The sequence below is a fragment of the Bacillus sp. FSL M8-0266 genome, from assembly GCF_038613425.1.
Classification (GTDB): domain Bacteria; phylum Bacillota; class Bacilli; order Bacillales; family Bacillaceae; genus Bacillus; species Bacillus pumilus.
This window is the reverse complement of sequence record NZ_CP152015.1, coordinates 1,469,732-1,495,888: the sequence shown is the minus strand read 5'-3', so window position 1 is coordinate 1,495,888 and position 26,157 is coordinate 1,469,732. Positions and strand designations below refer to the sequence as shown.

The 26,157-nt window shown below is 40.8% G+C and carries 26 protein-coding genes; 9 read left to right on the top strand and 17 right to left on the bottom strand.

Features of this window, described 5'->3' with window-relative positions; genetic code table 11:
- Window position 1: 1 nt before the first annotated feature.
- Complete coding sequence (gene pdhA / locus MKY83_RS07520) at window positions 2-1,117, bottom strand: pyruvate dehydrogenase (acetyl-transferring) E1 component subunit alpha (protein WP_044142026.1); 1,116 nt, start codon at window positions 1,115-1,117, stop codon at window positions 2-4.
- Between the two features lie 410 nt (window positions 1,118-1,527).
- Complete coding sequence (locus tag MKY83_RS07515; RefSeq protein ID WP_065097209.1) at window positions 1,528-2,196, bottom strand: YkyA family protein; 669 nt, start codon at window positions 2,194-2,196, stop codon at window positions 1,528-1,530.
- A gap of 234 nt (window positions 2,197-2,430) precedes the next feature.
- Between MKY83_RS07515 and MKY83_RS07510 the strand changes: the two genes are divergently transcribed.
- Together MKY83_RS07510 and def are read left to right on the top strand one after the other, a co-directional pair.
- Window positions 2,431-2,619 (top strand): YjcZ family sporulation protein, encoded by a 189-nt coding sequence (locus MKY83_RS07510; protein WP_106067392.1) that lies wholly within the window; start codon window positions 2,431-2,433, stop codon window positions 2,617-2,619.
- 112 nt (window positions 2,620-2,731) lie between these two features.
- Complete coding sequence (def, locus tag MKY83_RS07505; RefSeq protein ID WP_065097207.1) at window positions 2,732-3,289, top strand: peptide deformylase; 558 nt, start codon at window positions 2,732-2,734, stop codon at window positions 3,287-3,289.
- 240 nt (window positions 3,290-3,529) lie between these two features.
- On the opposite strand, the gene MKY83_RS07500 is transcribed toward def, so the two are convergent.
- Window positions 3,530-4,309 carry a Cof-type HAD-IIB family hydrolase gene (locus MKY83_RS07500; protein WP_342488455.1) on the bottom strand — a complete coding sequence of 260 codons (780 nt, stop codon included), beginning with the start codon at window positions 4,307-4,309 and terminating at the stop codon, window positions 3,530-3,532.
- A 395-nt stretch (window positions 4,310-4,704) separates the two neighbouring features.
- Between MKY83_RS07500 and MKY83_RS07495 the strand changes: the two genes are divergently transcribed.
- Window positions 4,705-4,914, top strand: a complete 210-nt coding sequence (locus MKY83_RS07495; protein ID WP_003211882.1) for a DNA-directed RNA polymerase subunit epsilon — start codon at window positions 4,705-4,707, stop codon at window positions 4,912-4,914.
- Window positions 4,915-4,919: 5 nt separating this feature from the next.
- Window positions 4,920-6,587, top strand: a complete 1,668-nt coding sequence (gene rnjA / locus MKY83_RS07490) for a ribonuclease J1 (protein ID WP_003212511.1) — start codon at window positions 4,920-4,922, stop codon at window positions 6,585-6,587.
- A 100-nt stretch (window positions 6,588-6,687) separates the two neighbouring features.
- Here rnjA and ade read toward each other — a convergent pair whose 3' ends face one another.
- The 5 genes from ade to MKY83_RS07465 all read right to left on the bottom strand — a co-directional run bounded on the left by ade (window position 6,688) and on the right by MKY83_RS07465 (window position 11,961).
- Complete coding sequence (ade, locus tag MKY83_RS07485) at window positions 6,688-8,418, bottom strand: adenine deaminase (protein ID WP_065097205.1); 1,731 nt, start codon at window positions 8,416-8,418, stop codon at window positions 6,688-6,690.
- 262 nt (window positions 8,419-8,680) lie between these two features.
- Entirely contained in the window at window positions 8,681-9,349 is a 669-nt protein-coding gene (locus tag MKY83_RS07480) for a TrkA family potassium uptake protein (protein WP_044142031.1), read from the bottom strand.
- 37 nt (window positions 9,350-9,386) lie between these two features.
- Complete coding sequence (locus MKY83_RS07475; protein ID WP_065097204.1) at window positions 9,387-10,223, bottom strand: gamma-glutamylcyclotransferase family protein; 837 nt, start codon at window positions 10,221-10,223, stop codon at window positions 9,387-9,389.
- Window positions 10,224-10,227: 4 nt separating this feature from the next.
- The gene (locus MKY83_RS07470) at window positions 10,228-11,538 is read right to left on the bottom strand and encodes an ATP-binding protein (RefSeq protein WP_342488454.1); all 1,311 of its coding nucleotides are present in this window, start codon (window positions 11,536-11,538) and stop codon (window positions 10,228-10,230) included.
- A 144-nt stretch (window positions 11,539-11,682) separates the two neighbouring features.
- Window positions 11,683-11,961, bottom strand: a complete 279-nt coding sequence (locus MKY83_RS07465; RefSeq protein WP_034325036.1) for an AbrB/MazE/SpoVT family DNA-binding domain-containing protein — start codon at window positions 11,959-11,961, stop codon at window positions 11,683-11,685.
- A 276-nt stretch (window positions 11,962-12,237) separates the two neighbouring features.
- Between MKY83_RS07465 and mreBH the strand changes: the two genes are divergently transcribed.
- From mreBH to MKY83_RS07450, 3 genes are all read left to right on the top strand, one after another.
- A complete protein-coding gene (gene mreBH, locus MKY83_RS07460; protein ID WP_342488453.1) occupies window positions 12,238-13,245 on the top strand; it encodes a rod-share determining protein MreBH in 1,008 nt (335 codons plus the stop codon).
- Between the two features lie 74 nt (window positions 13,246-13,319).
- Complete coding sequence (locus MKY83_RS07455; RefSeq protein WP_003210922.1) at window positions 13,320-13,451, top strand: protein YkpC; 132 nt, start codon at window positions 13,320-13,322, stop codon at window positions 13,449-13,451.
- A 106-nt stretch (window positions 13,452-13,557) separates the two neighbouring features.
- The gene (locus tag MKY83_RS07450) at window positions 13,558-14,790 is read left to right on the top strand and encodes an aminopeptidase (protein WP_113767616.1); all 1,233 of its coding nucleotides are present in this window, start codon (window positions 13,558-13,560) and stop codon (window positions 14,788-14,790) included.
- 40 nt (window positions 14,791-14,830) lie between these two features.
- Here the strand turns inward: MKY83_RS07450 and MKY83_RS07445 are convergent, their stop codons facing one another.
- Window positions 14,831-16,450, bottom strand: a complete 1,620-nt coding sequence (locus MKY83_RS07445) for an ATP-binding cassette domain-containing protein (protein WP_065097200.1) — start codon at window positions 16,448-16,450, stop codon at window positions 14,831-14,833.
- 143 nt (window positions 16,451-16,593) lie between these two features.
- Between MKY83_RS07445 and MKY83_RS07440 the strand changes: the two genes are divergently transcribed.
- Window positions 16,594-16,869 carry a hypothetical protein gene (locus tag MKY83_RS07440; protein WP_034619939.1) on the top strand — a complete coding sequence of 92 codons (276 nt, stop codon included), beginning with the start codon at window positions 16,594-16,596 and terminating at the stop codon, window positions 16,867-16,869.
- Between the two features lie 65 nt (window positions 16,870-16,934).
- On the opposite strand, the gene lepB is transcribed toward MKY83_RS07440, so the two are convergent.
- From lepB to MKY83_RS07400, 8 genes are all read right to left on the bottom strand, one after another.
- Window positions 16,935-17,507 carry a signal peptidase I gene (lepB, locus tag MKY83_RS07435; RefSeq protein ID WP_034620046.1) on the bottom strand — a complete coding sequence of 191 codons (573 nt, stop codon included), beginning with the start codon at window positions 17,505-17,507 and terminating at the stop codon, window positions 16,935-16,937.
- Window positions 17,508-17,718: 211 nt separating this feature from the next.
- Window positions 17,719-19,608, bottom strand: coding sequence for a PTS fructose transporter subunit IIABC (locus tag MKY83_RS07430; protein ID WP_113767615.1), 1,890 nt, complete (start codon window positions 19,606-19,608; stop codon window positions 17,719-17,721).
- 13 nt (window positions 19,609-19,621) lie between these two features.
- Window positions 19,622-20,533 (bottom strand): 1-phosphofructokinase, encoded by a 912-nt coding sequence (gene pfkB / locus MKY83_RS07425; RefSeq protein WP_065097198.1) that lies wholly within the window; start codon window positions 20,531-20,533, stop codon window positions 19,622-19,624.
- Complete coding sequence (locus tag MKY83_RS07420) at window positions 20,530-21,285, bottom strand: DeoR/GlpR family DNA-binding transcription regulator (protein ID WP_342488449.1); 756 nt, start codon at window positions 21,283-21,285, stop codon at window positions 20,530-20,532. Before MKY83_RS07420 ends, pfkB begins: the two co-directional genes overlap by 4 nt.
- A 321-nt stretch (window positions 21,286-21,606) precedes the next feature.
- A complete protein-coding gene (locus MKY83_RS07415; protein WP_065097196.1) occupies window positions 21,607-22,800 on the bottom strand; it encodes an ABC transporter permease in 1,194 nt (397 codons plus the stop codon).
- A complete protein-coding gene (locus tag MKY83_RS07410; RefSeq protein WP_065097195.1) occupies window positions 22,787-23,488 on the bottom strand; it encodes an ABC transporter ATP-binding protein in 702 nt (233 codons plus the stop codon). Before MKY83_RS07410 ends, MKY83_RS07415 begins: the two co-directional genes overlap by 14 nt.
- Window positions 23,485-24,591, bottom strand: a complete 1,107-nt coding sequence (locus MKY83_RS07405; RefSeq protein WP_065097194.1) for an efflux RND transporter periplasmic adaptor subunit — start codon at window positions 24,589-24,591, stop codon at window positions 23,485-23,487. The genes MKY83_RS07410 and MKY83_RS07405 overlap by 4 nt, the downstream gene beginning before the upstream one ends.
- Before the next feature lie 9 nt (window positions 24,592-24,600).
- Window positions 24,601-25,227, bottom strand: a complete 627-nt coding sequence (locus MKY83_RS07400) for a YIP1 family protein (RefSeq protein WP_106065212.1) — start codon at window positions 25,225-25,227, stop codon at window positions 24,601-24,603.
- Window positions 25,228-25,743: 516 nt separating this feature from the next.
- Here MKY83_RS07400 and MKY83_RS07395 point away from each other — a divergent pair.
- Window positions 25,744-26,121: a hypothetical protein gene (locus MKY83_RS07395; protein ID WP_003211488.1), complete on the top strand. Its 378-nt coding sequence runs from the start codon at window positions 25,744-25,746 to the stop codon at window positions 26,119-26,121.
- Window positions 26,122-26,157 lie beyond the last annotated feature (36 nt).

Here is a 26,157-nt window from a genome sequence, read left to right as displayed (position 1 = left end):
CTTACTTCGACTCCTTCTGTTTGTAAATTTCAAGCTGTTCAACTAGGTTGAATGGTTTTACTTCATACATGTTTTCAATCAAGTCAGTGACTTTTTGCTTAGGCTGTTCGTCAGCTTCTTTGATTGCTTGTTTGATTTGTTCCTTTGCATCTTCGATGACTTTATTCTCTTCTTCTTCAGACCATAGGCCTTTGTTTTCCAAGAATTTGCGGTAGCGTACCAATGGATCTTTTTGCTCCCACTCGTTTTCATCTTCTTTTGTACGATATCTTGTTGGATCGTCACCAGCCATTGTATGTGGGCCGTAACGGAATGTAAGAGTTTCGATTAATGTTGGACCTTCACCATTTATAGCACGCTCACGAGCTTCAGCAGTCACTGCATATACAGCTAATGCATCCATACCGTCAACTTGTACGCCTACGATACCAGCTGCAGCTGCTTTTTGTGCAATCGTTTGCGCAGCAGATTGCTTTTCAACAGGTGTAGAGATCGCATATCTGTTGTTTTGGACAACAAAAATCGCTGGCGCTTTGTAAGCCCCTGCAAAGTTAATACCTTCGTAGAAATCACCTTGTGAAGCTCCGCCATCACCTGTGTAAGTGATTGCAACAGCTTTTTTACCGCGTTTTTTCAAACCAAGAGCTACACCAGCAGCTTGAATGATTTGTGCACCGATAATGATTTGTGGAGAAAGTACATTCACACCTTCAGGCATTTGGTTACCAACAAAATGTCCTCGAGAGAACAAGAATGCTTTTGTTAGTGGCAGGCCATGCCAGATTAATTGTGGTACATCACGATATCCTGGAAGAATGAAATCTTCTTTCTCAAGTGCAAAGTGAGTTGCAAGCTGAGAAGCCTCTTGTCCAGCTGTTGGCGCATAGAAGCCAAGACGTCCTTGACGGTTCAATGAAATTGAACGTTGATCTAATACACGTGTAAACACCATACGGCGCATTAATTCTTTTAATTGGTCATCTGAGAGATCTGGCATTGCCGCTTCGTTTACGACTTCGCCTTTTTCGTTTAAAATTTGAAACGTTTCAAACTGCTTTTTGATGGCATCAAATTGCTTTTTGCTATCAACAATTGCTTTTTTTGTTTTTGCAGCCATTCTAAAGTCACCTCTTCCTTTCTTTTAACAGTCAATTTGTCGTGAATCCATTTATACATACAGATATAGGATAACCCAAAATACACATATGACTCCTGTATTTAATAGCCACTAGGATCGTTGTCGAAACATGAGATGATCGCTCGTTTTTGAGTTCTTCTAACTGTATTAACGATAGTTCACAAATAACTAATACAACTTCTGTTAACAAGGACTAGTTTACAACAAGAAAAATAGTCCGTCAATTGATTTAACGGCTTTATTTAAATAAATGTATTCGCTTTACTTTTTATGGTGAGCTGTATCAATCTGTTTAACAAACACATCGAACTGTACTAGTATAGAGTATACTACTGTACTACAATAGAAAATGTTTGTTTTTGTCGAAAAATAAAAAAAGAGCTGTTTTTTCAGCTCTTTTTGGACTCTTGATCTGCCGCTTTAGACAAAGCCTGTTTATGCTCATTCAATTGCTTTGTATATTGATTGAACTTTTTACCTTCTTTTCTGACTTTGCTATAAGAACGGTTCACCGTCTTCAGCTTGGACTTTAGCTCTTTATATCCTAAGTCCTTTTTCTTTAAAGTTTGATATAAATGCTGATCTTGTTTCAACGCCTTTTGATACTCCTTGTAAAGCTGGTCATACGACGCATATCTTTTCTCAAGCGATTTGACCGTTTCATCTGCTTTTTCTTTTAAATCTGTATCTTGTATACGTCCCGCAGATTTCTTGACCGTTTTCAATTCTTTTTTCGATTCATCCATGCTGTCTTTTTCTGTTTTCAAATGTTCTTCTCGTTTCGCTGCAGATGCTAACGCCTGATCAGAAAGGCTTGTCACTGTTTTAGTGTGATCCTTTGTGGTTTGAATCATTTTTTTATAGAGCTGCTGCTCTTTTTTCTCATAGCTTTGCAGTGTGCCTTGCTCTTTTTCAAAGGATGCTTCTTTTTCGCTCATTTTCGTCATCGCATCTTGCATGTCATGAAATGAACTTTGACCTCCGCATCCCGCCAGCAAAAGGGTACATATCCCCGCTAAAGCAGCACCTGCTTTCATGCTTCTTCTTATTTGTTTCATCACAAGGTTCCCCCTTTACATCTCCACATACCACTATAATTTTTATAGGCGTTTGTGACAAGGAAAGAGGTCATTCTGATGAGCTCAAGAAGATTTTTTTCAAGTGATAGGCGCATGACTATACAAATAGTGCATTCATACATAGTTTATATTACACGCTTCGCCTTCACTTATGAGAGGCCGAGTGTATTTTCAAAGGAGGTCAAAAGTATGTCTAATTATAGTCATGGAAGTATGTATGGTGGATACGGCGGTTACGGGTATGGACACGGTGGTGGATATGGCGGTGGCTGTTGTTACCCAAGTTATGGCGGTGGATACGGATACGGCGGTGGACGGACATTCGCTTTAATCGTTGTCCTTTTCATCCTATTAATCATCGTTGGCGCAGCATTCTTAGGCGGCGGTGGCGGCTGCTGCTAATGGCTGTTTAAGCCTCTGACCGGTCTCATAGGACCGGTCTTCTTTATTTCATTGCATATGTTGTGTATCATTTTATATACTTTACATACAAAAGAAATAGGAGTGAAGATTTGTGATTACCATGGAAGATATCGTACGGGACGGACATCCCGTCTTAAGACAAACAGCTGAAGCGGTCGAGCTCCCGCCGACAGAAGAGGAAAAACAGCAATTAGCTGACATGATTGAATTCGTTAAAAATAGTCAGGATGCTGACATAGCTGAAACGTATGGACTCAGACCCGGCGTTGGACTCGCGGCTCCGCAAATTAATGTCAGTAAGCGAATGATCGCTGTTCACTGTGAGGATGAAGATGGAGAGGAATACAGCTATGCCCTTTTCAACCCGCGCATTGTCAGTCATTCCGTCAAAAGAGCTTATTTAACTACTGGTGAAGGCTGCTTATCTGTTGATGAAGCCATTCCTGGATTTGTCCCTCGATATCAAAAGATCAGGGTGAAGGCCACAACGCTTGAAGGAGAAGACATTGATATTCGCCTAAAAGGGTTTCCGGCCATTGTGTTTCAGCATGAAATCGACCATTTAAACGGCATTATGTTTTATGATCATATTCAAAAGGATCAGCCATTCGCTGAGCCTGACAACTCTGTTGCGATCGGCAGATCATAAAATAAAAATAAGACCCAATAACCTAAGGGTCTTATTAGATTGTTGACAAAGTGCTAAAATGATGTTTATTTTAGCACTTTGTCTTCTTTTCAGCGTGATAGAAAACCTTTGCAGTCTAGGAAGGGCGAGTACTGGCGCGGAGCGAATTGAACATTCGTGAGCACCAGCGCGCAGACCTGACAACGAATGCGAGTGTTTGTCTACACGCTGAGAAGACCCAATCACCTAAGGGTCTTTTTTTTATTCTTCAATCAAGCCTAAATGAGTCACTGAATGGAATATGCCGTCTTCATCCACCGGCTTTGTCACAAAATCAGCCAAATCTTTTAGTTCATTCACAGCATTTCCCATGGCGACGCCTGTACCAGCAAACGAAATCATCTCTCGATCGTTCAGACCGTCTCCAAAGGCAACGGTATCCTTTTGCTCGTAAGGCAGTCTTTCGATAACTCGTTTAATTCCCTCAGCCTTCGATCCGCCTTTTGGCAAGACATCTGTTGACAGCTCGTGCCATCTGACAAGATCAATTTCTTCGCGGAACGCCTCGTATTGGACTTCCTCTTCTGCCTTACAGAATAACAGCATTTGAAAAATCTCATTTTGTTTAAAGTAAGACAAATCATGTTCAGGATGCTCTGTTTTTAAAGTCCCAATCCCCTCATGGATAAACGGATGATTTGGCACAGAAGCCTTCATCGTTTTTTCCCCCATGAAAACAAGCGGATGATCATGACGATCCGCCGTTTCATAAATTTGCTCCATTAGCTCCAGTTTAAGCGGATTGCCGTAAATGACTTCTCCCTCATACATGACATACTGACCGTTATAAGCTATAAAGGAGTCAAGCCCCAATTCCTCTAAAATAGGCTTAATTAAAAAAGGCGAACGCCCAGATGCAATGAAGAGATGATGGCCTTTTTCTTTTAATAAACGAACCGCTCGCTTCGTTGATTCAGGTATTTTTTTATCATGATCATATAAAGTACCGTCGATATCAAAGAAGATGACTTTTTTATTCATATCCCGTCTCCTGTCTCTTGTTATGTATACCCACTCCCTTTTATCATACAGAAAGATTTCTGCTTTCGAAACCACTTCCTATGAAAACGCCCATTTCCCACATATAACCATGTAACATTCAATGGAAACGTCATATAATACAAGTATAAAGAGAGAACGGAATACAAGGTCTAATCTAACTTCAATTCGAAAGGAGGCGACCTGCGATGCTTCGTCGTCTGCGCAAGAAAATTAGAAGACAATGGAAGGACATGCTTCGTAAAAAATCGATCGCTTAAAAGGATCTTCCGCACATTTGCTGAAGGTCCTTTTTTCTCAGAGACTTTTCTTATGCGCGTTTTTTTAATATAATAGAAATAGCGAGTGTAACATACGGTATTTAAGGAGAGATTTGGATGATATATAAGGTATTTTTTCAGGCAAGTACTACTGAGGTACCTGTAAGAGAACACACAGATTCACTATACGTTGAAGCGGTTTCTGAAAGAGACGTACGCGATAAGTTGAAAAAACATAGCTACAACATTGAATTCATTCAGCCTGTAGACGGTGCTTTTTTAGACTATGAACGAGAAAGTGAAAATTTTAAAGTATTGGAGCTATGAGAGGAATGAAATTTGTAAAAAACGATCAGGCGGCAGTTTTTGCGCTCGGCGGTTTAGGCGAGATCGGTAAAAACACGTATGGCGTTCAATTTCAAGATGAAATCATTTTAATTGATGCTGGTATTAAGTTCCCTGAAGATGAGCTTCTTGGAATTGACTACGTCATCCCTGACTATACGTACTTAGTTAAAAACGAAGATAAAATCAAAGGTCTTTTCATCACTCACGGACATGAAGACCACATCGGCGGTATACCTTACCTTCTCAAGCAAGTGAATATTCCAGTTTACGGCGGCAAACTCGCAATCGGCCTACTTCGTAATAAATTGGAAGAGCACGGTCTCTTGAGACAAACAAAACTTCACATTTATGAAGAAGAAGATACCATTAAATTTAGAAAAACAGCTGTGTCTTTCTTTAGAACTACACACAGTATTCCAGATTCTTATGGAATTGTCGTGAAGACACCTCCTGGTAACATCGTACATACAGGTGATTTCAAGTTTGACTTTACGCCTGTTGGCGAACCTGCCAACTTAACAAAAATGGCTGAAATCGGGAAAGAAGGCGTTCTATGTCTTTTATCCGATAGTACAAACAGTGAAATTCCAGAATTTACGATGTCTGAAAGACGCGTAGGCGAAAGCATTGATGACATCTTTAGAAAAGTCGACGGACGTATCATCTTTGCTACGTTTGCTTCAAACATTCACAGACTTCAGCAAGTGATCGAGTCCGCTGTTGCCAACGGCCGAAAAGTTGCGGTGTTTGGACGAAGTATGGAGTCTGCCATTGATATTGGACAAGATCTTGGCTACATTAAATGTCCAAAAAACACGTTCATTGAACATAATGAAATCAACCGTCTACCAGCAAACAAAGTGACTATTCTTTGTACTGGGAGCCAAGGTGAGCCGATGGCTGCTCTTTCTCGTATTGCAAACGGCACTCACCGCCAGATTTCGATTAATCCTGGTGACACTGTTGTCTTCTCATCTTCACCAATTCCGGGTAACAATATTAGCGTAAGCCGTACCATTAACCAGCTTTACCGTGCTGGCGCTGAGGTCATTCATGGCTCACTTAATAATATTCATACATCTGGTCACGGCGGACAAGAAGAACAAAAGCTGATGCTCCGTTTAATTAAACCAAAATTCTTTATGCCGATTCACGGCGAATACCGCATGCAAAAAACGCATATTAAACTTGCGAATGATTGCGGAATTCCTGAGGAAAACTGCTTTATCATGGATAACGGTGAAGTACTTGCACTAAAAGGTGACGAAGCAAGTGTCGCTGGCAAAATTCCATCAGGTAACGTGTATATCGACGGAAGCGGAATTGGCGATATCGGGAATATCGTCTTAAGAGACCGCCGCATTCTTTCAGAAGAAGGTCTTGTCATTGTGGTCGTCAGCATGGACATGAAAGAATTCAAAATCTCTGCTGGTCCTGATCTCATCTCAAGAGGCTTTGTCTACATGAGAGAATCTGGAGATCTCATCAACGACGCACAAGATCTCATTTCAAAGCATCTTGAAAAAGTAATGGAACGCAAGACAACTCAGTGGTCGGAAATTAAGAACGAAATTACGGACACACTTGCACCTTTCCTTTACGAAAAAACAAGACGCCGCCCAATGATCTTACCGATTATTATGGAAGTGTAATCACAAAAAGAGACACGAGCCGACTGGCTGTGTCTCTTTTTTTCATCAAGTATTGAAAAAAGCCGCATATATACATCATACACATGCGGTTTCTCACTTTTTATGATTGAATCGGGAGGTGCTGAAAGTTTCTGACATCAAACAAGCCCTTTGTCGTCATTTTCACATCAGGAATGACTGGAAGTGCCAAGAAGGACAGCGTCAAAAACGGATTAAAGTCTAAGGTAAAACCTGTTTCTTTAAGCGCTTCATGAAGTGTATGAAGGCTTTCATTGACGAGATGTGCCGGCTGATCTGACAATAAACCAGAGATCGGTAATGGCAGCGTATGAAGAGAACGCCCTTCTTTAACAACAGTCAAACCGCCGCCTGCTTCTTTTAACGCCTCAATCGCTTTGATGATATCAGCATCATTTGTGCCAACTGCAATTAAGTTATGTGAATCATGTGCAACCGTTGTTGCAATCGCGCCCTGTTTGATGCCGAAGCCACTGACAATCCCTACGCCCATTTCAGATAAACCTTGATGACGTTCAACAAGCACCATTTTCAATACATCTCTGCCTGTATCACTTGTAAATTGTCCGTTCATTTCTGAAGGAGAGACTTGTTCTAACTTTGTTTCAAGCTGATTCGGAATAATACGGATGACATTCATATGTTGATCGCCCGTGATAGGTAGTGCAATGTCTTCCTCTTGAACATCTACTGCATGAACAGATTGTAATAATGCTGGGCTCGGTGCGCTCTTTTCGACACTCGGCTTGTACTCTCCGTTCTGTGCAACCAATTCACCTGCGATAAATACGCTTGTAATGTCTACATGATGAAAGTCTGAAACGAGCATAAAATCAGCATCATAGCCTGGTGCAATGGCTCCCTTTGTTTTAAGACCAAAACACTCTGCGGCATTTAAGCTTCCCATTTGATAAGCTAAAAATGGATCTAAACCTTCTTTTATGGACATCCGTACTTGCTCATCAATACTTCCCTGTGCCATTAAATCATCCAAATGTTTATCATCTGTACAAAAGAAAAAGCGTCTCGCATTCTTTTCATTGACAGCGGGTAAAACATTTTTCACGTTTTTGGCAACAGATCCTTCTCTCAGCATCACATACATACCCCTTTTCACACGTTCAAGGGCTTCCTGTGCAGTTGTCACCTCATGGTCTGTTTGGACATTGGCCGTCCGGTAGACGTTGATTAATCGATCTGTTAAGCCTGCTAAATGGCCATCAATCAGTTTATTCTCATTTTGAGCATCAAGCAGCTTTTGAAGCATATCTTCTTCTGCCTGCTCCACACCGACATAGTCCATCACCTCAGCAAGACCAAGCACTTCCTTTTCTTGATAAAGAGGCTTTAAATCTTTCGCTTTTAATGTAGCACCTGATCGTTCAAAACTGACTGCCGGTACACAGGATGGCAGCATGAAATAAATATGTAAGGCAGCTTTTCTCGCTTCTTCCAGCATAAAACGGATGCCTGTTATACCTGACACATTGGCGATTTCATGAGGATCTGTTACGACAGTTGTCACACCGCGCGGAACGACAGCTTTGGAGAATTCAGCAGGGGTAACCATAGAAGACTCGATATGAACGTGGCCATCAATAAAACCAGGCACAAGCATTTGACCTGCTGCATCAAGCTCCTGTTCTCCCTCGTACTCCCCTATCCCGACTATTTGTCCATTTTCAACAGCGACATCAGCGTCTATCCATTCCTGGTTAAACACATCCATGACTTTCGCATGTTTAATCACGAGGGCTGCTTTTTTTCTCTTTGCCGCTACCTCAATTTGATGTCTGAAAAGCTCCTTATCCAACGACACTGCCTCCTCCAAGTAAACAATATAATGTTTCTTATCGTAAACGAATCTGTTTGTCCAGTCAATGACATTTAGAGAAAATCAACCATATCAAAACACTGATTTTTATTTCTGAATAGTGATAATTGCACGAAAAATAAGATGACTCATTTTTGCGGTTATACATGAACAAAACAACCCTTTTCAGTGTCTATTTCCGTCTCAATGTCCACCTACCATGAACACATTCATATAAAAAAACACCCCGTTATCGGAGTGCTTAATAATCGTTCTGCATTTCTCGTTTTTCAAAGCGTCCTATATCGGCTACTGCCCCAATGACAATGAGGATATCTTCTTTTTGAATCATTTCATCTGCCAGCGGGGAAACAATGACTTCTTTTCCGCGCTTAATGGCCACGATGTTGATGCCGTACCTTGCCCGTATATCAAGATCTAAAAGAGAATGTCCCGCAAGCCTGCTGTTTGCCACAATCTCAATCAGGCTGTACTCATCTGACAGCTCGAGGTAATCAAGCACGTTATTTGAAATGATTTTATGTGCAATCCGTCTGCCCATATCTCGCTCTGGATGAACGATGCGATCCGCTCCAATTTTGTTGAGCACCTTTTCATGGTAGTCATTTTGCGCTTTCACGGTGACCATTTTGACGCCAAGCTCTTTCAACATAATCGTTGTTAAAATACTTGCCTGAATATTTTCACCGATTGCAACGATGACATGATCAAAGTTGCGAATACCAAGATTTTTTAAAACGTTTTCGTCCGTCGAATCACCAATGACCGCATGTGAGGCAATTTTCGCGTACTCGTTTACTCGATCTTCATTCATATCCATCGCCATGACTTCAAGTCCTTCTTCGCTCAGCGCCTTGCAAATACTTCCGCCAAAGCGTCCAAGACCAATGACTGCATATTCCTTTTTCATGTTCAGACTCCTTTTATCTCACTTACCATGCATTTTACTACGGTTTGATTAATGAATCCATATGCGAACGAATTTTTCTGCGGAACGCTTCACTTAAGTAAAGGTCTGCTCCTTTTTCGATTTCACTTCGATAATGAGCTGGCGGAGCGATTTCTTCGCTCTTTTGAAGCACAAGAAAGGTTAAACAGTCCTCATAAATTTGATCACCTATTTTGACATCGACAAAAGCTGGACGATATGTACCTTCATATACTCCCTCTCGTTTATACAAATAACGAATGGCATCAAAAGGAACTTCATATAATACACCCTCTGTTTCGCCGCCGTCTTCTACCATATCAGCTCTTGATCCATCTGGCCTCACCAATGTAAATCTCGTAGTAAAACCATTTAGTACACCACCGCCGATGATTTGTCTGAAGTGATGATCGACTTCTGCTAGCTTAAACCTAGCATCATCCATACAGGAGCCATAGGCAAAATAATAGAAGGATGATGGCTTCTGTTGCCACAGTTTATAAGCTTTCCAGCACCCTCTCTTTATTTCTTTCAGCGCTGATGCCTTCTGCTCTGGCAAAGTGTATGTCACGGCTGCTACCTGACCTTGATCCGTCATGACATTGATTTCCTGCTTGTCATACCCTTCCTCTAGTACGTCTATCTTATTCAACGTGTCAGCGGTTACCTCGTACAATTCCCCGTATACAGTGCCTTTTTCTGCGGGAACACACGCTGGATATCCTTGACTTGTATCATAAATCCTTCCATTCATCCAAGCAGATTTAGCTATTAGTCTGCTTTCTTTCATGTACGCTTCGTGGTGCTCTTCATGCTGCAATAGCGTCCCATATACAAATAAAGCTTTCACCGTCATGACTTCACGTCCTCTCAACTTGCTGCTGTCTGCTTTTTTGACACACAGGCAAATAAATATGAAAAGCTGTGCCTTTTCCAAGCTCACTGGATACGTCCATTGTTCCGTGATGATCTTTTAAAATCGTCGCACAGATGGTCAGACCAAGCCCTGTCCCTTCTTTTTTCGTTGAAAAGAAAGGATCATATATTTTTTGAATATCCTTTTCAGACATCCCTTTTCCTTCATCTTGAATGGTAATCTTCCATTCATTCAATACTTTTTCTGTAGATATGTATATGCTACCACCTTCAGGCATTGCCTCAATCGCATTTTTGATTAAATTAATGAACAGCTGCTTCATTTGGTTAGCGTCTGCTAGGATTGCGCCGGTATCCTGCCTTTTAAATGGCTGCTTGAGATCAATATTTGAAAGAACGGCATTTGTTTTTAATAAAGTAATCACTTGTTCTAGAAGCTCATGAAGCTGAACTTCTTGAAAATGGACCGATTGAGGCTTAGCCAATACAAGTAGCTCACTTAAAACAAAATCAATCCGTTTAATTTCAGAGAAGATAATGTCAAAATAATCGGTTCTTTCAGGATATTGTGTCTTCATCAGCTGTAAAAAACCATTTACTGATGTCAGTGGATTTCTGACTTCATGGGCGATTCCAGCGGCTATTTGTCCAGCGACGGCCAGCTTTTGCGCCTGCATTTGCAATTGCTGATTGGATCTTTCAAGCTCAAGCTTTGCCTGCTTTTGTTTCGTAATATCTGCTACTGTTCCAATTCCTCCGGTAAACTGGTGATGCTCATCAAAATAGAGCTTGTAATGAACGTCTCCCCATACCTTCTTTCCCTCTTTATGTAGAAGCTGCAGTTCTACCCGCCCCGCATCCTTATGCTCCTTGATCACAGATAACAAATGCTGCACCACGCGTTCCTCTTGATCAAAGTACTGATTGTACATGGTGCCTAGACATTCATCAATTTCATAGCCTGTCATTTGTGTCCATGCTTGATTCAAAAAAATAATTTCACCTTTTTCGTTTGTTTCAAAGACGATTTCTTGCAAGTTATCTGTGATTCGATTCAGCCGCTCTGTCAGTTCGTGTGCTTCTTTCTCTCTCGTATTTAAGTCTGACACAAATAGATTTAAGCGGTCTACATAGCCTGAGACAACCCAGATCCCTGTTAGAACAAGGACTGTAAAGGCTAGATCGAGCGGCCAATTAATTTGATAGCCGCCTAGATAATAAAAGAAATCCCAGCTTAATATTAAAATAAATGCAAGAACAGATAACACGATCCGCACTTGATATGTTTTGTTCAAATGATTCCACCTGCCGCCCTGAGATTCTTTGTCAATTGTACCATTTTCCACTTATTTTTTGAGGGAGATGGGGCATTTTTAAGGAACTTTTTTCATAAAAAATAGCCTGTTCTCCGCACAAAGAAAGAGAGCAGGCTATTTTCATTACTGTTGAAGGGCTTCTTGCAGCTCTTTTAGCAGTAGTTCTGCGCCTTCAGCGCTTAAATTAATTTTACCATTTCCATATTCATGATTCTCAGAAGTAATCTCACCAGTCATGAGACAAACACCTTGAGGCTGATATTTTTTCAAGACGATTTTATCTCCATCTATAAAAAATTCCATACTGTCTTTAATAGCAATATCAAGTGCTCTTCTCAATTCGATTGGCATCACAATACGCCCTAGTTCATCTACTTTTCTTACGACTCCGATAGATTTCAATTTCGTTCCCTCTTTCTTTCATTAGCTCAAGATCAATCTGTTTTTCACCAATTGATATATCGTAGACGTAAGAGATTCACGAAAGGTTTCTCCAACTTGAAAATTTTTTTCACAAAAGAAAAAACAAAGGGAAAATTTATTGTGATTGTCAAAATGATACTTGAATTTTACAAGTTCATTTCAAGGTCATCACAAACCCCCACAAATGACCTCAACCCTCTGAACTTTTAAATGTAAAATTGTTTAAAACAGCAAAAATAGAGATTGGGTGAAAACATGTTTCAAAATGCCGAAATTGGAATTGATTTAGGAACAGCTAACATATTGGTTTATAGTAAAAATAAGGGAATTATTTTAAATGAACCGTCCGTCGTGGCAGTCGATACAGAAACAAAAAATGTACTTGCCGTCGGAACAGAAGCAAAAGAAATGATTGGGAAAACTCCTGGGAAAATTGTGGCGATCCGTCCGATGAAAGACGGTGTCATCGCTGATTATGATATGACAACAGATTTACTCAAACAAATCATGAAAAAAGCAGGGAAAAATATCGGGTTTACCTTCAGAAAACCAACGGTCGTCGTATGTACACCTTCTGGTTCAACAGCTGTTGAGCGCCGTGCCATCAGTGATGCTGTGAAAAACTGCGGAGCAAAGCACGTGCATTTAATTGAAGAACCAGTTGCAGCCGCAATCGGCGCTGATCTCCCAGTAGATGAGCCTGTTGCAAACGTCGTAGTCGATATTGGCGGAGGAACAACGGAAGTTGCCATCATTTCGTTTGGCGGCGTTGTCTCTTGTCATTCCATTCGAATTGGTGGAGATCAGCTGGATGAAGATATCATTACATTTGTGCGAAAGAAATATAACCTATTAATCGGCGAGCGGACAGCTGAGCAAGTTAAAATGGAAATTGGTTATGGTCTCATTGAGCATGAGCCAGAGTCATTAGAAGTACGTGGACGTGATCTGGTGACAGGTCTTCCAAAAACGATCACACTTGAATCTCATGAAATTCAAGGTGCCATGCGAGAGTCACTTCTTCATATTTTAGAGGCGATTCGTGCCACATTAGAGGACAGCCCTCCAGAGCTTAGTGGTGACATCGTAGACCGCGGCGTGATCTTAACTGGCGGTGGCGCTTTGTTAAACGGGATTCAAGAATGGCTCTCACAGGAGATTGTCGTTCCAGTTCATATTGCAGCAAATCCACTTGAATCTGTCGCAATCGGAACAGGTCGTTCACTAGAAGTCATTCATAAATTGCAAAAAACATTAAAATAATCTTCTTGTTCTACTTCTTTTTTTATCATTTCGATCATATCGTGAGGAATGGATAAACGTGAAGGAGGAAGAACATGTTGCTTGATTTAGGTAAACGGGTCGTTGTCACAGTCATTTTAACGGGTATTATATTAGGAGGAATGAGCCTGTCGTTTTCACATATGCCCCCTTCTAATGCACAGCCTGTGAAACAACTGAACCGCTAAAAAAGCCGCATGAAAGCGGCTTTTTTATTTTGGCTTTTCGCGTGCTCCCCATTTTCCTTTTCGGTCTTAAATCTGATATGATGAACATGACTAAAGGAGGGTTTTTATGAATTCATTTGAAAAACAACTAGATCAATATGCGAAGACCATCGTTGAAGTCGGTGTGAATGTTCAAAAAGAACAAGAAGTCGTCGTATCTGCATCTACTGAATCTGCAGACCTTGTTCGTCTTGTTGCGAAACATGCGTATGAGCGCGGGACGAAAAACGTACATATCCGCTGGAGTGACGGTGTTCTTGCTCGTTTAAAATATGAACATGCACCGCAAGATGTGTTTGAGCAATTCCCAGAATGGGAAGCACAGATGATGGAAACCATCGCAAAACGCGGCGGCGCTTTTATCACGATCTTGTCAGAAAGCCCTGACCTTCTGCGAGGCATTGATTCGAAAAAAATCGCTGCACAGCAAAAAGCCGCTGGATCCGCCCTTCATACATATCGCCAATACGTTCAATCAGACAAAGTGGCTTGGACGGTTGTAGGCGCTGCATCAAAAGATTGGGCTAAAAAGATTTTCCCTGACCAGACAGATGAAGAAGCTGTCGCTTTATTATGGGATCAAATCTTTAAAGTCGCTCGCGCTGATCAAGCAGATCCTGTGGAGGCTTGGAAAAAGCACGATGAGTCGCTAAATGAAAAGGTCAAAATCCTAAATGAGCGCCACTACCAGAAGCTTCATTATGATGCTCCTGGCACTGATTTAACGATTGAGCTCCCTGAGCAGCACATTTGGGTAGGTGCCGGCAGCGTGAGTGAGCGCGGCGTCTCTTTCATGGCTAACATGCCGACTGAAGAAGTCTTTACTGTACCTAAAAAAGACGGTGTAAATGGGACTGTCTCAAGCACAAAACCGCTCAGCTATGCAGGAAATATCATTGATGAGTTTACTTTAACATTTGAAAATGGCCGAATTGTCGATGTGAAAGCGAAGGAAGGCGAAGACATTTTAACTTCGCTCGTTGAAACAGATGAAGGCTCTCATTATCTAGGTGAGGTTGCTCTTGTACCAGATGATTCACCAATCTCAAACTCGAATATTCTCTATTACAATACCCTTTATGATGAAAACGCATCGAATCACCTTGCCATCGGTAGCGGATATGCGTTCAATATCGAAGGCGGAAAAGAGATGAATCGTGAAGAATTGGATGCGGCTGGTGTAAACAACAGTATCACACACGTCGATTTCATGATTGGTTCAAAGGAAATGAATATTGACGGTATTACAAAAGACGGAAAACGTGAACCGATCTTCCGTAATGGGAATTGGGCGATTTAAGCGAAAAAAAAGACATCCAATTGTGGATGTCTTTTCTTATTTACGCATAAAGCTCAACGAGTCTCTTTTGAATCTCTTGATCTGATAAGAACTCATCATATGTTGTTTGTTTATCGACGATGCCATTTGGCGTCACTTCGATAATACGGTTTGCCACTGTTTCAACAAACTGATGGTCATGAGATGAGAAGAGCATCGCTCCTTTAAAGCTCATTAAACCGTTATTCAGCGCCGTAATGGATTCTAGGTCTAAGTGGTTCGTCGGCTCATCCAGAAGCAGTACATTCGCTCCTGACAGCATCATTTTCGATAACATACAACGAACCTTTTCTCCTCCTGATAAGACGCTTGCTTTTTTCTTTACTTCTTCCCCAGAGAAAAGCATACGTCCTAAGAATCCGCGTAAGAAGCTTTCGCTTTGATCATTAGGAGAATATTGGCGAAGCCAATCCACTAAATCGACATCGTTTCCTTCAAAGTATTCACTATTGTCTTTCGGGAAAAAGGCTTGAGATGTTGTGACGCCCCATTTATATGTCCCGCTGTCTGGCTCCATCTCACCAGCAAGAATTTTAAATAAAGTAGACACAGCAAGCTCATTACGGCTTAGGAACGCAATTTTATCCTCGCGATTCATGATAAAGCTGACGTTATCAAGTACTTTCACACCGTCAATTGTTTTCGATAGACCTTCTACTTGAAGGACATCATTTCCGATTTCACGCTCTGGCGCAAAATGAACATACGGATATTTACGTGAAGAGGGCTTAATATCGTCTAAAGAGATTTTATCAAGCAATTTCTTTCTTGAGGTCGCTTGCTTCGATTTAGAAGCGTTCGCACTGAACCGGGCAACGAACTCTTGAAGCTGCTTAATTTGCTCTTCTTTTTTCTTATTTGCATCTTGGCTGAGTTTCAGCGCTAGTTGGCTAGACTCATACCAGAAATCATAGTTACCGACATATACTTGAATTTTTCCGAAGTCTAGGTCCGCAATATGTGTACACACTTTGTTTAAGAAGTGACGGTCATGCGAAACGACGATGACGGTATTTTCAAAATGAATAAGGAACTCTTCTAGCCACTGGATGGCTTGTAAGTCCAAGTGGTTCGTTGGCTCATCCAGAAGAAGGACGTCAGGCTTGCCAAATAACGCTTGGGCTAGTAGTACTTTTACCTTTTCAGAACCACCAAGCTCAGACATTTTCTTCGATTGAAGGCTCTCTGGAATGCCAAGACCTTTTAATAAGATCGCTGCTTCACTTTCTGCTTCCCAGCCGTTTAACTCAGCGAACTCACCTTCAAGCTCTGCTGCACGAATCCCGTCTTCATCTGAGAAATCAGGTTTCATATAGATCGCATCTTTCTCCTGCATCACATCATATAAACGCTTGTGACCCATCATGACGACTTTTAATACTTCAAATTCTTCGTATTCAAAGTGGTTCTGTTTTAAAATCGCTAAACGCTCACCAGGGCTCATATGAATATCGCCCGTCTGAGCCTCAATTTCACCTGAAAGAATCTTTAGAAACGTTGATTTACCAGCTCCATTGGCACCAATTAAACCGTAGCAGTTGCCAGGAGTGAATTTAATATTTACTTCTTCAAATAGTTTACGATCAGCAAATCGCAAACTAACATTATTTACTGCAATCATTTATTAATCCTCCATCACTCATTCATCATTATGAAGTATAACATGAATAACGTTTGATAGAAACGTCTCTCACTAAGAACGAAGGCAAATTGTCCAATATGGTATAATAAGTGGGAATGATTTATTGAAGGAGTTCGTGCGATTTGAGATTACTTACACTGATGGAATACTGTTTATTGATTTTCTTTATGGGTATTTATTTATCTGCAACAGGCTTTAATGCGAGGGATTTTGGCCTTTATATTGGGCTTGTGCTTATTTACACACTGGTACACATCTTTTCGAAACGCTTTTTACAAAAGCGAGGGAAAGAAAATCATAAGATCGGATTGTTTCGGTCCGTTTTAGCCATTACTGGGTCTGTCTTCGCTTCTGTGTTGGCCATTGTGCTCATTGTTACAGTGCTCACGCCAAATTAAAAGCGACCCTTCTTTTAAGGGTCGCCCATTCAAGCACTTTTCTCACGCACCTGAGAAGGGTGCTTTTATTTTGTTTGCCGAATGTCGCCAAATGGGAAGAAAACAAATTCTGATGTCCCGACAACCCGATCCTTTTCAATGAGTCCAAGTCCATTTCTGCTGTCCATGGAATTGAGTCTGTTGTCCCCCATCACAAAGTAATCGTTTTTCGGTACTTTCACTGGACCAAAATCACCTGTCAAATGCACTTCATACTCTTTCGCATGTGCCTTGTTCTCTTTTAAGTAAGTCTCATCTACTTTTTTACCATTAATGTAAAGCGTATCATCCTTCATTTCAATCGTGTCTCCCGGAAGACCGATCAATCGTTTTACATAATGAATTTTCTGGCCATCTTTTCCATTAATAATCACGATGTCACCTCGTTTGACACCACCTAGATAGTTAATGGTTTTGTTGACAAACAGCTTTTCCCCATCATGAAGGGTCGGTTCCATTGACTCTCCTTCCACCACATACGGCTCAAATATAAACGTACGGATGAGCAAGACGAGCGCAAGTGCAATTAAAATGGCTTTGATCCATTCAAACAGTGAACTTTTCTTCTCTGTTTTGGCTTGCTTTGCATCAGATTGAATATCATTTTCGTTTTGTTTGTTTTCTTCGTTCAAAATACTGCTTCCTCCTAAGACTTTCTGCTAAAAGACTTGAAACGTGAATTGAATAACTTTACTTTATCACATGTCATTTAAAAATTCACAAGACAACCATTCAATTAGATATTTTTTCCTAATTTGTTCATAATTAAACAAAAAGAAGCACCGCTGTTCACGATGCTTCTCTTCTACTTTACGCTTCTAGTTTCACTGGTTTTTTCAAAATACCAAGTAAAATCGCTGTTACAACGGCACCGATTAAGATGCTGATGATATAAAGTATCGGATGATTTGTTACCCAGAAAACGAATAGTCCGCCGTGCGGTGCAGGAAGCGTGACTCTAAAGAATTCCGTTAATCCGCCAGCCACAGCTGCTCCAATGACAGCTGAAGGAATCACGCGTAGAGGATCAGCCGCTGCAAACGGGATCGCCCCTTCAGTGATGAAGGCAGCTCCCATGAAGTAGCATGTAATTCCTGCTTCTCGGTCACGTTTTGAGAATTTATTTCTAAAAATTGTTGTAGCAAGTGCAATACCTAATGGTGGTACCATTCCGCCTGCCATAATGGCAGCATGCGGTGCATAGTTTCCAGCAGCAATCATTGCAAGACCAAATGTGTAAGCCGCTTTGTTAATTGGCCCACCCATATCAATCGCCATCATACCTGCCAAAATAATGCCCATTAAGACAAGGTTTCCAGTACCTAAAGTTTCAAGCCAATGAGTTAATCCGTCCATCACCATTTTTACTGGTGTGTTAACAACGTAATGCATAATGATACCTGTGAAGAAAATACCGAACAATGGATAGAGCAGAACCGGTTTAATCCCGTCGAGCGACTGCGGTACGAAAGTGAATACTTTTTTAAGTAACACAACGACATAACCAGCAAGGAAACCGGCAATGAGTCCACCTAAGAATCCTGCACCTGCTGCTGACGCCATAAATCCACCGACCATACCTGGCGCAAAACCTGGACGATCAGCAATACTCATCGCAATAAATCCGGCTAATACAGCCACGATTAAGGCAAGTGCATTATCTCCGCCAATTCCTTTTAAAACAGCTGCAAATGAATTAAATGAAGGGTCATTAGGGTCAGCCGATTTAATACCCCAGAAGAATGAAATTGCAACAAGGATACCGCCCCCGACAACAAATGGAAGCATGTTGCTTACACCGCTCATTAAGTGCTTGTAGAAACCACTTCTCCCTTTGCCAGATGACTCATGTTCGTCTTTTGAAGAACTGCCGCCAGATCCTTTATAGATCGGCGCATCTTGATTGACTGCTTTTTCAATCAATTCCTGCGGACGACGAATTCCTGCTGTCACAGGTACTTCAATGACATGTTTGCCTTTAAAGCGTTCCATTTCAACTTGCTTGTCCGCTGCCACAATGATGGCTGGTGCTTCTTCGATTTCTTTTGCCGTAAGAGCGTGTTTAATACCACCAGAGCCGTTTGTTTCGACTTTAATGTCAACGCCCATTTCTTTCGCTTTTTCTTTCAAAGCATCTGCTGCCATAAATGTATGTGCAATACCTGTTGGGCAAGCTGTTACTGCTAAAATCTTAGCTGGTTTACCTGATGCAGCCGGCTCCTCTTGAACTTCCTCTTCTTCATCGTCCTTGTCATGCGTATTGATGATATCGATGATTTCATCTTCAGTAGCCGCTTCAAGAAGCTGCTTTCTGATTTCTTCACGCATCAGAAGTGTTGATAAACGAGAAAGTGCTTCTAAGTGCGTGTTGTTTGCGCCTTCAGTTGCTGCAATCATAAAGACAAGATGACTCGGCTGCGCGTCCAGTGATTCATAATCTACACCAGCTACCGAGCGGCCAAATGCAATGGCAGGCTCTTTGACACTTGCTGTTTTAGCGTGAGGGATAGCAATTCCTTCACCAATACCAGTAGAGCTCTGTTTTTCACGGTTGATCACTGCTTCTTTGTAGCCCTCTTTATCATTTAACTTGCCAGCTGTATCTAAAACAGTGACTAGTTCTTCAATGACTGCTTCTTTCTGCTGGCTGTCTAATTGAAGCTTAATGGTTTGCTTTGTGAGTAGTTCTGTTATTTTCATGATGACTCCTCCTTTAAATGCGTGTGACTTTTACTTGTGGTAATAGTGTGTCGACAAGCTCTTTTGTCCCAAGCTCCTCAGAAAATGCTGTAGCACTGCCTGATGTGACGCCAAGCTTAAATGATTCTTCAATCGAAAGGCCTTTCGAAACGCCGGCTAAAAATCCTGCAACGACTGAATCCCCTGCACCAACCGAATTAACAAGCGTACCCTTTGGAACATTGGACTGATAAATCCCTTCCTTACTGAATAAGAGAGCGCCATCTCCAGCCATGGATACGATGACATGTTCAGCACCTTGTTCTAACAGCTTCTTCCCATAAGGAATGGCTTCTTCTGCAGTAGAGATGCTCGTCTCAAACATTTCACCTAGTTCATGATGGTTTGGCTTCATTAAGAACGGTTTCAAGCCTGCTGCTTTTTTAAGGGCTTCCCCGGAAATATCAAGAACAACTCTAACGCCTTGCTTTTCGCACACTTCAGCAATACGTTCATATGTGTTATGAGGCAACGAAGAAGGAATGCTGCCAGCTAACACAACGACATCTCCTTCAATCAATGAAGTAAATTGAGACAGAAACGACTCAAATTGCGCTTCAGTAATTAATGGGCCGAGTCCGTTGATTTCGGTTTCTTCACCTGTTTTTAGTTTCACATTAATTCGTGTATCTTCTGACACCTCGTGAAAGGCTGTTTGTAATTGTTCGTTTTGTAAAAAGTCTTGAATATATTTGCCTGTAAATCCGCCTATGAATCCAAGCGCTTTTGATTCAACACCGTGACGTTTTAAAAGCCTTGAGACATTGATCCCTTTTCCGCCTGGATATTTTTTGTCATAGGTTGAACGATTCAAACCGCCGACTGCGAAATCCTCCACGTGTACGATGTAATCAACTGATGGGTTTAAAGTAACTGTATAAATCATGTTTTCACTACCTTTATAACCGTTTTTTCATGGTAATTATCGAATGAATCCTCTTTTGCGTCGTTTGTGATAATGGTGGCTTCCTGTAAACTAGCAAAGGTTGAAAACGATATTTCGCCAAATTTAGAGGCATCTGTTAAGATATAGGTTTTTTTCGCCTGCTTCATGGCCCTTTTTTTCATGAGCGCTTCCTCTGGATCAGGTGTTGTAAACCCTGCCTCGGGATGAATGCCGTTCGTCCCAACAAAGCTTTTGTCAAAACGGTAATTTTCCATCGCCGTCAAAGCTGCGGCTCCCACCATGGCTCCTGTTCGATGTTTCACTGATCCGCCTATCAGGTAAAAAGAAATGCCTTTTCTCATGAGTGCTTCAATGTGCATAACACCGTTTGTCACCACAACAATATCTTGTTCTGGATCGATATATTCAATCATTTGCTGTGTGGTCGTACCAGCGTCTAAATAAATACAATCACCTTGTTTTAAAAGTGAAGCAGCTGCCTCTGCAACCAATGACTTTTCTTGAAGGTTTTTGGCAGATTTCTCAAATACATCTGGTTCAAGACGGATACTTGATATCTTGGCTGCTCCCCCATGAACTCTTTTAAGAAATCCTTTTTCTTCAAGGGCTGATAAATCTCTTCTAATAGTAGATTCAGACGCATCCGTCATAATCATTAAGTCCTGTATTTTGATGACATCATTTTCTTCTAAACAGTCGATAATGAGTTGATGTCTTTCCGATGTTAACATGAAAACACCCCCTCTTGAAAACGTATTCATTTTGCGCGCACCTTTATTGTAATCGCTTTTTTCAACATTATCAATACAAAACAATCAAATACATTCAATAACTATCAAAATCTTTCACCATGGTCATCTTACCTTTATATGTACCATTTGTAAACTGAAAAATATGTGACATTAAGATGAAAGTCATGATCTTAGCATTTCTATCATTTTTCATTTCATTCAATAGAACTAAAAAAAGCTTTTATGCGATGTGCATAAAAGCTTTTGATGTTTGATTACAGCGGAATTCACACTGTTTGTATACTTTTGTTCTTCTCGAAATTATTCATATCTAAGAGAATCAATCGGATCTAGTCTTGCTGCTTTATTCGCAGGAATTAACCCAAAAACAATCCCAATAAGCATACTAAACAGCACACCTACACAGATGATTTGCCAAGATACTAAGGACGGCCAGCCGGCAATGAGTGATACTAACGAGGCACCGCCTATACCTAGTGCAATCCCCATCAACCCGCCGATCAAGGTTAAGACGACAGACTCAATTAAAAATTGAACGAGTATTTGAGCCCTCGTTGCTCCAATCGCTTTTCGAATACCGATTTCCCTTGTCCTCTCTGTCACAGAAACAAGCATGATATTCATCACGCCGATACCGCCGACAAGTAAAGAAATTCCAGCTATTGAGCCAATGATTGTGGTCATAACAGACGTGATTTGACCGATGCCTTCTGCGATTTCTTCCATGTTGATCATTTCATAAGCATCTTCTGTATGATGATTTTCATTTAATAATGCAGCCGCACTCTTTCCTACTTCCTTCATTTGATCAGCATGTGCGACTTGAATTGACAACTTATCGTATTCATTGATCCCAAATGTGGAGGTGAGCATTGCAAAAGGGACATATATTTCATTCATATCGAATGAGAGCATCCCTTTTTGTTTGGCTAAAACACCGATGACTTCAACCGGCTGTCCGTTCATCCAAATCATTTCGCCCAATGCCTTCTGTCCATTAAATAATTCTTTTTGTAAGCCTTCAGAGATGAGGGCGGCTCTTCTGCCGCTTCTAAAGTCAATATCTCTTAAATTCTGCCCTTCTGCTATTTGTAATGAATGTACATTCGTATACCCTTCATTTATACCGTTAACTGTCGCATCCACTGTTGTATCTTGAAATCTCAGCTGCATTCCTTGCGCAGTCGAAGAGGCAACCTGATTCACCCCATTGATTGTCTTAATACTTTTTATGTCTTCCTCAGTAAATGTGGCATCGAATAAAGCGTTGGGATTTGCATTTAACTCTTCGTCAGACGGCGTATACGTCATATCAACGGTATTGTTTGGACCTGAAATTGACCCTTTTAGCATTTGCTCGCCGCCTTGACCGATAGCCACGACCGCAATGACTGATCCAACACCAATAATAATCCCAAGCATCGTTAAAATAGAACGTAATTTATGAGCTAAAACAGAATTCATCGCTATTTTGATATTTTCAAAGAGTTTCATTCATAGCGTCCCCTTGTGTCAATCTATCTTCAACGAGTCGGCCATCTCTTACAACGACCGTCCGATTTGTATATGCAGCTATTTCTTCTTCATGGGTGACAAGCACAATCGTTGTCCCTTCCTCATTCAGCTTAGTAAACTGTTCCATGATTGAGAAGCTTGTTTTTGAGTCAAGAGCGCCTGTCGGTTCATCTGCTAAGATAAGCTGCGGCTTATTGACAATTGCACGGGCTATTGCCACTCTTTGCTTTTGTCCTCCCGACAACTCACTTGGCATATGTTTCATTCGGTCTGTCAAACCAACCTTTTCAAGTGCCATCTCTGCGCGTTCTTTTCTTTCCTTTTGACTGATACCAGCGTAAATCATCGGAAGCTCAACATTACGCCTCGCATTTAACCTCGGCAGCAGATGAAATTGCTGAAAGACAAATCCAATGAATTGATTTCGAATCACTGCGAGGTCTTGATCCTTTGCTGCTGACAGCTCTCTTCCTTGAAAATGATATTGTCCTGTAGTTGGCCGGTCTAAACAGCCAATGATATTCATTAACGTCGATTTTCCAGAGCCGGACGGGCCCATAATGGACATATACTCGTCTTTTTCGATGACAAGATCGACCTCACTTAATACATCAAATGATTCTTGGGCAACCTCATAGCTTTTTGTCACGTTTGAAAGCTGAATCATTCAGCATTCACTTCCATTCCGTCATACATGTCATCTGATGGATGAGAAATGATTTGATCCTCTGCTATGACACCTTTTGTCACTTCAAGATCATGACCTGACGTTTCCCCTAGCTCCACTTTTACTTTTTTAAGTACATTCTTTTTGACAACATATACATATTGTCCATCAGCCTCTTTTTTTACAGCTGATTCAGGAATCGTTAGGGCTTGACGCTTATCTGTTTCAATTTCCATGATCATTTTAAAACCAGGTTTTGCTTCAGGTTTTTTTCCCTTTATTTCGATTTCAACTGGATATTGCACCGTTTGATCACCTGCAGTTGTTTCAGATGCTGCCTGAGCAGGTACAACCCCCACTTTTTTCACGACCCCTTGCCAGCTCTTTCCGCGAATGACATCAGACGTTATCTTTACTTTTTGTTTCTTTTTCACTTTTATGGCGTCATACTCAGAAATCAATCCTCGCACAATCATTTTTTTCTCATTGCCAATATGAATGATCGGCTGCCTTTCTTCCGGCTTTCCTGCCCCTCCTTCTTGCTCAATGGAAATGACTGTACCGGCAATTTTACTATGTACGATTAAATCTTCTATTTGTGCTTTTACTTTTTCTTGGCTGATCTCTGCTTGTTTTTGTTCTAATTCAGCCGCTTTCAGCTCTAGTTCAAGCTGGTCTCGCTCGGTTTTAGGATTGGCAGCGGAGTCGCCTCCTTGTTTTTTATCTAATTCGCTCAATCTATTTTGTAATTGTTCGCGTTTTAACGTACTGGATTCAGCCGCAAGAGCTTGCTGCTCTTCTTCAAGCTCCAGCTCTCTATTTTCATATGTAAGAAGCGGCGTTCCGGGCTTTACCTTTTCTCCTTCTTTCACAGAAATCCCCTTCAAGTGTCCCTTTTCCTCTTCTGCATAAATGAACTGCTCTTCAGAGAATGAAAGTGTCCCTGGCGTCATGACCGTAGTGGTGATTTCTTTTTGCGTAGGTTTTACTGTTTTGATAGCTGCTGACGAAGCAGGCTTTGATTGATTTTTCGCAATGTTAAAGCCAATAAATAGACCGATAACAATAATAAAAATGGATCCGATGATGATTTTCTTTCTCATAAAGACATTCTACCCCCAGCTTACTGATATGGTGATTGCAGTTCCTACATATTGAAAAATGATAGATAAGAGATAAAAGACTCCTATAATGGTCCAAGCGATTCTTGGCGATATATGGCCAACTTTCATCAATAAAAAGCCTGTTAAAACAAGGTTCCAGATCACAAATAGATCAATATTGGCAAGCACAGCATGCCATGGACCAGGCGTTTGAATGAGTGCATTTAATGAGGTGATTGTGATGTTTTTTGGCACATGGAACAGAATGATGGACAGATGAGAAATAATCGTACCAACGATCGTAACTGGTGTAATAAAAAGGACTGCTGAAAATAGCTGCTGAAACGATGCATCACCCTTTGCTAAAAATACGATGAACTTATATATTGCAGCATTAATCACAAGCCCGAGAAGTAGACCAATTAGCGTCACCACATAAACGACCGATACCGGCAAGCTTAAATCTGCCCACATTCCTTCATTCACCAGCTCTGACAAATAAGTGACAATCACTGTTAAAAGAAGTACACAGGATAAAGGCCACCAAACCACCGGATTTTCCCATACTCTTTTCAGGTGCTCTGAAGGTCTTATGCTCACTCCAATGATCGTAGGCTTTTGCATATTTTCTTTCATCAAATGTCACCCTCTCTATGTCATGCAAGTATGCAAACGCACATGCTCTCTCTTATTCTTTCTATTTTATCAAAAGATTGCCAATAAGTGATGGATGATTTGATTTTCTTATTTTCATTGCGGAAAAAAATGATCTATTATTCTATTATCATGAATGACAACCTCCAAATGACACCATGACCAGACCATATTCATATCAAAAAATAGAGGTTTTACTGTCCTAAAAACATTTTATCAAAAAACACATGTCTTTCGGAATAAATATCCTTTTCCTTTGAATTTGGATAGTCTTCGTGAGACACAACAATTTTTTGTTAAAATAATCCTAGTAATTTCAACAAATCCCGGCTTTATAGGACTACGAATAGTTTCTTTTATAGAACAAATGAGCCTTTAGTAACAATACTTTCATATTAAAAAATTAAAAATATAATGATTTTACTTGATCAAAAGTTATTTTTTCATATAATGTAAAATAGAGGTAGGTTAAATGATAGTGGAAATGGAGTCAAGTGAATGTTAAGAGAAAAATTGAAAACGCAATTGATTTTACTTTATGAAAAGGAACAAGAAGCATGGCAATACTTTCGAAAGGAAAGAGAACTGATTTATCATGAGCTCAAATTACTTGATATGAAAGAAAGCAGACCATCTAATGACAAAATATACTACGCTGCCAGATGTGTAGATATTATTAAAGAGAAAAAGGGTAGCATTGTGAGCACAAAAGAATTAAAAGAACAGCTTCAAGCCCAGACAGATTTCAATGTGAGACGAATTAGTGAATTGTATGATCTGATTCAGCAGCTCGATCCTCACATATCTAAAGCACGAAGGGGATGTTTTATTTACGAAGATCACACCCAAATACCTCTACAATCTTTTCACACATAAAAAATTGGTTACAGCCGCTGGCCATAACCAAATCCT